The organism is Terrisporobacter muris (assembly GCF_024621905.1).
GTDB lineage: Bacteria > Bacillota > Clostridia > Peptostreptococcales > Peptostreptococcaceae > Terrisporobacter > Terrisporobacter muris.
Genome location: NZ_JANKBY010000230.1, coordinates 1 through 5,874 on the forward strand (window position 1 = coordinate 1; position 5,874 = coordinate 5,874).

9 protein-coding genes are annotated in these 5,874 nt (G+C 27.0%); 4 read left to right on the forward strand and 5 right to left on the reverse strand.

Features of this window, described 5'->3' with window-relative positions:
- Positions 1-134 precede the first annotated feature (134 nt).
- A complete protein-coding gene (locus NSA58_RS14525; protein WP_052232867.1) occupies positions 135-443 on the forward strand; it encodes a DUF1540 domain-containing protein in 309 nt (102 codons plus the stop codon).
- A 27-nt stretch (positions 444-470) separates the two neighbouring features.
- On the opposite strand, the gene NSA58_RS14530 is transcribed toward NSA58_RS14525, so the two are convergent.
- Entirely contained in the window at positions 471-1,211 is a 741-nt protein-coding gene (locus NSA58_RS14530; RefSeq protein ID WP_074429511.1) for a lysophospholipid acyltransferase family protein, read from the reverse strand.
- A 150-nt stretch (positions 1,212-1,361) separates the two neighbouring features.
- Between NSA58_RS14530 and NSA58_RS14535 the strand changes: the two genes are divergently transcribed.
- Positions 1,362-1,634 carry a hypothetical protein gene (locus tag NSA58_RS14535; RefSeq protein ID WP_039680723.1) on the forward strand — a complete coding sequence of 91 codons (273 nt, stop codon included), beginning with the start codon at positions 1,362-1,364 and terminating at the stop codon, positions 1,632-1,634.
- A gap of 151 nt (positions 1,635-1,785) precedes the next feature.
- Here NSA58_RS14535 and NSA58_RS14540 read toward each other — a convergent pair whose 3' ends face one another.
- Positions 1,786-3,393, reverse strand: coding sequence for a Na/Pi cotransporter family protein (locus NSA58_RS14540; RefSeq protein WP_257560625.1), 1,608 nt, complete (start codon positions 3,391-3,393; stop codon positions 1,786-1,788).
- 327 nt (positions 3,394-3,720) lie between these two features.
- Between NSA58_RS14540 and NSA58_RS14545 the strand changes: the two genes are divergently transcribed.
- Together NSA58_RS14545 and NSA58_RS14550 are read left to right on the forward strand one after the other, a co-directional pair.
- A complete protein-coding gene (locus NSA58_RS14545; RefSeq protein WP_039680725.1) occupies positions 3,721-3,912 on the forward strand; it encodes an arginyl-tRNA synthetase in 192 nt (63 codons plus the stop codon).
- 90 nt (positions 3,913-4,002) lie between these two features.
- On the forward strand, positions 4,003-4,194 hold the full coding sequence (locus NSA58_RS14550; protein ID WP_074429512.1) for a DUF2992 family protein: 192 nt from the start codon (positions 4,003-4,005) through the stop codon (positions 4,192-4,194).
- 102 nt (positions 4,195-4,296) lie between these two features.
- Here the strand turns inward: NSA58_RS14550 and NSA58_RS14555 are convergent, their stop codons facing one another.
- The 3 genes from NSA58_RS14555 to NSA58_RS14565 all read right to left on the reverse strand — a co-directional run bounded on the left by NSA58_RS14555 (position 4,297) and on the right by NSA58_RS14565 (position 5,817).
- Positions 4,297-5,208: a GTP 3',8-cyclase MoaA gene (locus tag NSA58_RS14555; RefSeq protein ID WP_039680726.1), complete on the reverse strand. Its 912-nt coding sequence runs from the start codon at positions 5,206-5,208 to the stop codon at positions 4,297-4,299.
- Between the two features lie 130 nt (positions 5,209-5,338).
- Positions 5,339-5,479 carry a hypothetical protein gene (locus NSA58_RS14560; RefSeq protein ID WP_200886408.1) on the reverse strand — a complete coding sequence of 47 codons (141 nt, stop codon included), beginning with the start codon at positions 5,477-5,479 and terminating at the stop codon, positions 5,339-5,341.
- Positions 5,480-5,499: 20 nt separating this feature from the next.
- On the reverse strand, positions 5,500-5,817 hold the full coding sequence (locus NSA58_RS14565; RefSeq protein WP_039680727.1) for a YbjQ family protein: 318 nt from the start codon (positions 5,815-5,817) through the stop codon (positions 5,500-5,502).
- Positions 5,818-5,874: the final 57 nt, after the last annotated feature.

Consider the following 5,874-nt stretch of genomic DNA (forward strand, 5'->3'; position numbering starts at 1 on the left):
TCTATTATCTATTTAATGCTTTTACTAATTAGCTTTATTTTTAATTATAAGATATCTTAAATCATCATATTTGTATTAAATTTATAAAAAATATCATAATAATAATAAAGTAAATATTATGAAGGAGGTACATTATGAATAGCAATTTAAATTGCCTTGTTTCAAATTGTGCTTATAATAAAACTGGTTATTGTTATGCTTCACATATAAAAGTAGAAGGCTTTGAGGCTACTGTTACTCCAGAAACTTACTGCGAAAGTTTCATAAACAAAGCTGAAGCTAATTTTACAAACTCTGTAAGTGATGATACTCTTACTAATACTCAAAGTATATCTTGTAGTGCAAAAAACTGTACATATAATATTCAAGGTGCTTGTAATGCAAGTCATGTTCTTATTAATATGAAAAATGCAGTTTGTGATACATTTAGATTAAAACATTAAAAAAAAGAGAGGCTTTCCTCTCTTTTTTTAATTCATGTTCATTTCCATGGCACAAATCATTTTTTCTTTTATTCTTTCTGCTAGTTCTGCAGTTTTTATCTTCGGATTTTCAATATGATCATATATAGGATCTAGATACTCAACTTCCACATTTCCTGATTTTATTTTCCCCACTGGTTCATAGCCTTCGTAAGTGCTTCTAGAGTTTTTTATTACCATAGGAACTATAGGGCATTTTGCCTTATACGCAATTTTTAAAGATCCTGGTTTAAAATCAGAAATTAAAGCATCGGGATCTTTTACCCAAGTTAGGTCTCCTTCAGGAAATACTGCCATACTTTGCCCCATCTTAATATTCTCTGATGCTTTAATTATACTTTTCATTCCTTCTCTGTTGTTTTCTCTATTTATAAAAACACACTTCATTAAATTTAGCCAATGGCTCACAATTGGTATATGTCTCCAAGTAGGCACATCAGCAATTATAACTCCAACTGGCTTTACTATGCTGGAAACTAAGATATAGCTATCTAACATACTAGCATGATTTGATACAAATAAAACCTCTTCTTTCGGTACTTTTTCTTTACCTATAACTTTTATCTTTATCTTTACTAAATCAAGAGATCTTTTAGCATGATTCTTTACGAATCTAAATTTTTCAATACTACTATATTTTTTCTCATTGTACTTTAGTTTTATCAACTCTGGTATGGATAATAAAAATCCAAAAATTTGAAATAGAGCAAATTTGATATAATTTAACACTGACTCACAACTCCTTAAAATAATGTTGACAATTAATTCTAGCACACTTTCATTTATTTTTCAAGTATTTATATTTTGTTATAAAATACATCACTCTATGAATATAAATTAATAAATAGAGAAAGTTTTTCTATGTAAAGGAGGATAAATATGGCTGCTACCATAAAAAACTATAATGATAGATTAGTTATCATAAATATAAACTCTCATACAGGCGATAAAATTAAATTAAATCTGCCTGTTGACTTTGTTAAAAAACTAATAAAAAATAATGCTTTGGATTTTTTCTTATTTGAAGAAGAAATCGTTGATACACAAAAAATGATAAAATCCCTTTTAGACTCATTTAATTATAATCTAACGGGCGAAATTGCTAATTTAGAAAGATATAATGGTGATTTAATAAAAATTAAAATTCAATAAAAATTTCACTTCATTTGAACAATATATCAGCAAATCATCTTAAGCTATTGTGTGGGAGGTCCACTTCATATTACCAAAGATATATCTTTTAGCAATCATATATATTCGTTACTCTATAAAAAAAGTTGTCTCATAAGAGACAACTTTTTTATTAGTTTGCTTTAACTTGATTAGCTATATTACATGAGTGATCTGATACTCTTTCTAAATTTGTTAGTAAATCTAAGAACAGTACTCCAGAATCAATTGTGCATTTTCCTTTATTTAATCTTTCCATGTGAGTTTTCTTATAAAGTTTATCAAGGGCATCTACTTCATCTTCTACTTTGTAAATTTTAGATACCATTTCTTTATTATCTTCTTCTAAACATTTTAATGCTGTTTTGAAGTTTTCTTGCGATTTAGTGTATATATTAGTCATTTCTTCAATAGCACTTTGAGAGAATTGTAAATCTTTTTCTATTGCTATTTTAGATAATTCAGATATATTTTCAGCATGGTCAGATACTCTTTCTATATCATTAACTGTGTTAAATAATAAGTCAACTTTATTTCTTTCTTCATCATTAAGTGGTGACTTAGAAAGTTTTAACAAATAATTTAATATGTCTTTTTGTAATATGTTTACTATTTCTTCATATTTTTCTGTTTTCTTAACAGATTCCATTGATTTATTTAATAAAGAGTCCATAGACGCTTCTAATGCATGGTTTGCTTTATCACCTATTCTTATAACTTCTTTCATTGTATTTCCAAGAGCTATAGATGGAGTTTGAAGTATTCTTTCATCTAAATATTTAGTTCTAACTGTTGCTTCACTTTCTTCTTCAGTTATTGGCATCATTTTTAATACTAATTTAACTATATATTTTGCAAATGGTAATAAAATTAATACGTTTACTACGTTGAATATAGTATGTGCATTTGCTATTTGTCTAGCTGCATCAGTTGGATCTAACCATGTTACAAACTTAGTTATTGGATAATTTAAAACTAAAACAAATATTAAAGTACCTATAACGTTAAAAGTTAAATGCATTGTAGCTGCACGTTTAGCATTTCTAGATGCACCTATACTTGATATTAATGAAGTTACACAAGTTCCTATGTTATCTCCGTATAATATTGGAAGTGCTGCACTAAGTGGTATTAACCCTTGTGAAGCAAGTGCTATAAGCATACCCATTGAAGCTGACGAACTTTGTATTATACCTGTTATAGCAAAACCTGCAAGAATTCCAAGTAATGGATGCTTACCAAAGTAAATTAATGATTGTCTAAATCCTTCATATTCAGCTAAAGGTTTAACTGCATCTTTCATAAATTCCATACCTGTAAATAAGATACCAAATCCTAAAAGTATTGTTGCAAATTCTTTTGTTCTTTGCTTTTTGCTAAATAAATATAATATTATACCAATACCTAGAGCAACTGGTGCTATTGCTTCTAATTTAAATGATACTATTTGAGCTGTAACAGTTGTTCCTATGTTAGCTCCCATTATAACACCTATTGCTTGAGTTAAATTCATTATTCCTGCATTTACAAAACCAACAACCATTACTGTTGCTGCAGATGAACTTTGTATAATTGCTGTTACTACTGTCCCTACTATAACACCCATAACTGTGTTACTAGTTAACTTTTCTACTATTCTTTTTAGTTTGTCTCCTGCTGCTTTTTGCAGGCCTTCTGCCATTAAATTCATTCCATATAGGAATAATCCCAGACCGCCTAACAGGCTTATTGCTATTTCCAAAACTCTTTCCTCCTTAAGTTATATCTAATGATTATCATCCCATTTTTTATATGTATATTTCATTTTGTAATACATATTTAACAATTATGTTTTTCATTTAACATATATTTAATATTTAAGCTACCATGCTATAATATTACATTTTTATAACCCTTTGGTTAAAGAAAGGTTAAATGATTGTTAAGAGAATGTTAAATATTTTTTTAATATTTTAAGCATTATTATATTATTTTACTCTTAATTATAACTTCCTATTCTTTTTTAATTTCAATCTCAAATTATTAAGAATGTAAAATATTGGGTATATATTTTTTAGGAGGTGATTTTGTGGAAGAAATAATGGAACTTATAAATAGAAAGTTTTTAAAAGATCATGAGTTATTATATTTAGAAGATAATGATTTAGTTAAATCTTGCAAGTATTTAAGACCACACAATGCCCATTATAAAGAATATCTAGTTGTAGTTGATAATAACGGTAAAGATGAAGAACATATTGTCTGTTGTAAATTTATATAATCTTCTAAAAATTCTTTCATTTAGTCATAGTCAAATTATAAATTGAATAATTATATATAAATCAATTGATAAACTTTAGGAGGTATATTAATGAAGGAAGTATGTGCAGATTTGACTGTTTACTTTCAAGAGCCATATTGGGTAGGAGAATACAAACGAATTTCAGAAAAAAAAATTGAAACAAGTAAAGTGTTTTTTGACTATGAACCATTAATACATCAAGTTTATAATTATTATTTGAAAAATTGGAGCAAACTTAAGTTTACCATATCTTATGAATAAATATATGTATATAAAAATAGCTAGGTTTATTTTGCTTCAAATACTCTAGCTATTTTTATATTTAATTTTTTCATTAATAATATATGAATTACTTAATAAGTATCAAATTAATGTATGATTCCTTGGTTTTTCTTTTAATATTTCTTTTATTACTTCTTTAAACATTATTGGTTTGTGTAAAAATTCCCTTAAATCTATTTCTTCATCTGCATGAAGACAAAGTCTTATAAATCCATCATGAGTAATCATCATTTTATTACAGTTTTTACAAAAACAGTCACTAATTGGTGCTATTGTTCCTACTCTTCCTTTTAATTTTTCCATTTTATAATATTTCGCGTTAGACTCTACCTCAAATCCTAAAATATTAATATCTTCTAGATTTTCTATTAATTCTTTTGCATTTACATAACTTAAATCATAAAGTCTTTTATTTCCATTCCACGGTGTAAGTTCTACAAATCTTACATCCACATTATGATATTTTGTCAGCCTAATAAAGTCATACACCTCATCTGTGTTGAATTCATCTATAAGAACACAGTTTATTTTTACTGGTAGTTTTAGTCTTATGCATGTATTTAGAGCATTTAGTGCTTCTGTTAAACTACCACCTCTAGTTACTGCATTATATTTATACTCTTTTAGAGAGTCTATACTTAAATTTACTCTATCAAGACCGCTATTTTTCAATTCCAATGCTTTTTCACTGAAGTTCTGACCATTGGTTGTAATAGATACATCTTCTATATTACACTCATGTTTAGCAAAATAAATTAAGTCTTTTAAGTAAGGATATAAAATCGGCTCTCCTCCTACAAATTTTATTTTATTTACACCAAGCTCCTTAAAACTCTTTATTATAAACTTATAATCATCGAAACTTAGTATATTATTAACAGATTCTTCTTCAGCTATCTCGTCTTCCTCCTTACAATAAACACACCTTAAGTTACATTTATCTGTAAGAGAAATTCTAAGATAGTCTATTTCTCTTAAATAGCTGTCTTTCATTTAGTTACCCTCTTTGCTTATAAATTTCCTATAATTTTCTATTTAATTATATAATATTACTTAAAGTGAATTAATTCAAATATTTTCATAAAAAATAGCATAAAAACCTAAAATTTTTATGCTATAAACCTTAATATTTATCGTATTTATCTAAATTTTCTTCTTTTTTCTCTCTTTGTCTTTCAATAACTTTTACAATAAGTAAAATTATTGAGCCAATTATTATAGCTCCATAAAATAGCGTAAAGATACCAAAGATAATCATATTCATCAATATGCTCCCCTTATATACTACTCCTCTATTAAAACTGCTGTTCCATAAGCAATAACTTCACTTGCTCCAGCCATAACAGCAGAAGTACTTATTTGCATACCTATAATAGCATTTGCACCCATAGATTCAGCTTTGTCAACCATTCTTCCTACGGCAATTTTTCTAGCCTCTTCCATCATTTCTTGATAAGCTTTTATTTCTCCACCAACTAAAGTTTTAAAACTAGCGCCTATATCTTTTCCTATGTTTTTTGTTCTAACAGTACTTGCTGATACAAAACCATAGACTTCTTTTATTTCTTTTCCTGGTACATTGTTTATAGTAGTTATTATCATTATGTATCCTCCTAAAAATTCCATTTATTTTTATTATAACAAATTTTGATAATTTAT

Excerpts from the sequence above, each read along its gene's own strand:
- NSA58_RS14525 (WP_052232867.1), top strand. The coding sequence starts at position 135 with ATGAATAGCAATTTAAATTGCCTTGTTTCAAATTGTGCTTATAATAAA.
- NSA58_RS14535 (WP_039680723.1), top strand. The coding sequence starts at position 1,362 with ATGGCTGCTACCATAAAAAACTATAATGATAGATTAGTTATCATAAAT.
- NSA58_RS14550 (WP_074429512.1), top strand. The coding sequence starts at position 4,003 with ATGAAGGAAGTATGTGCAGATTTGACTGTTTACTTTCAAGAGCCATAT.
- NSA58_RS14555 (WP_039680726.1), bottom strand. The coding sequence starts at position 5,208 with ATGAAAGACAGCTATTTAAGAGAAATAGACTATCTTAGAATTTCTCTT.
- NSA58_RS14560 (WP_200886408.1), bottom strand. The coding sequence starts at position 5,479 with ATGAATATGATTATCTTTGGTATCTTTACGCTATTTTATGGAGCTATA.
- NSA58_RS14565 (WP_039680727.1), bottom strand. The coding sequence starts at position 5,817 with ATGATAATAACTACTATAAACAATGTACCAGGAAAAGAAATAAAAGAA.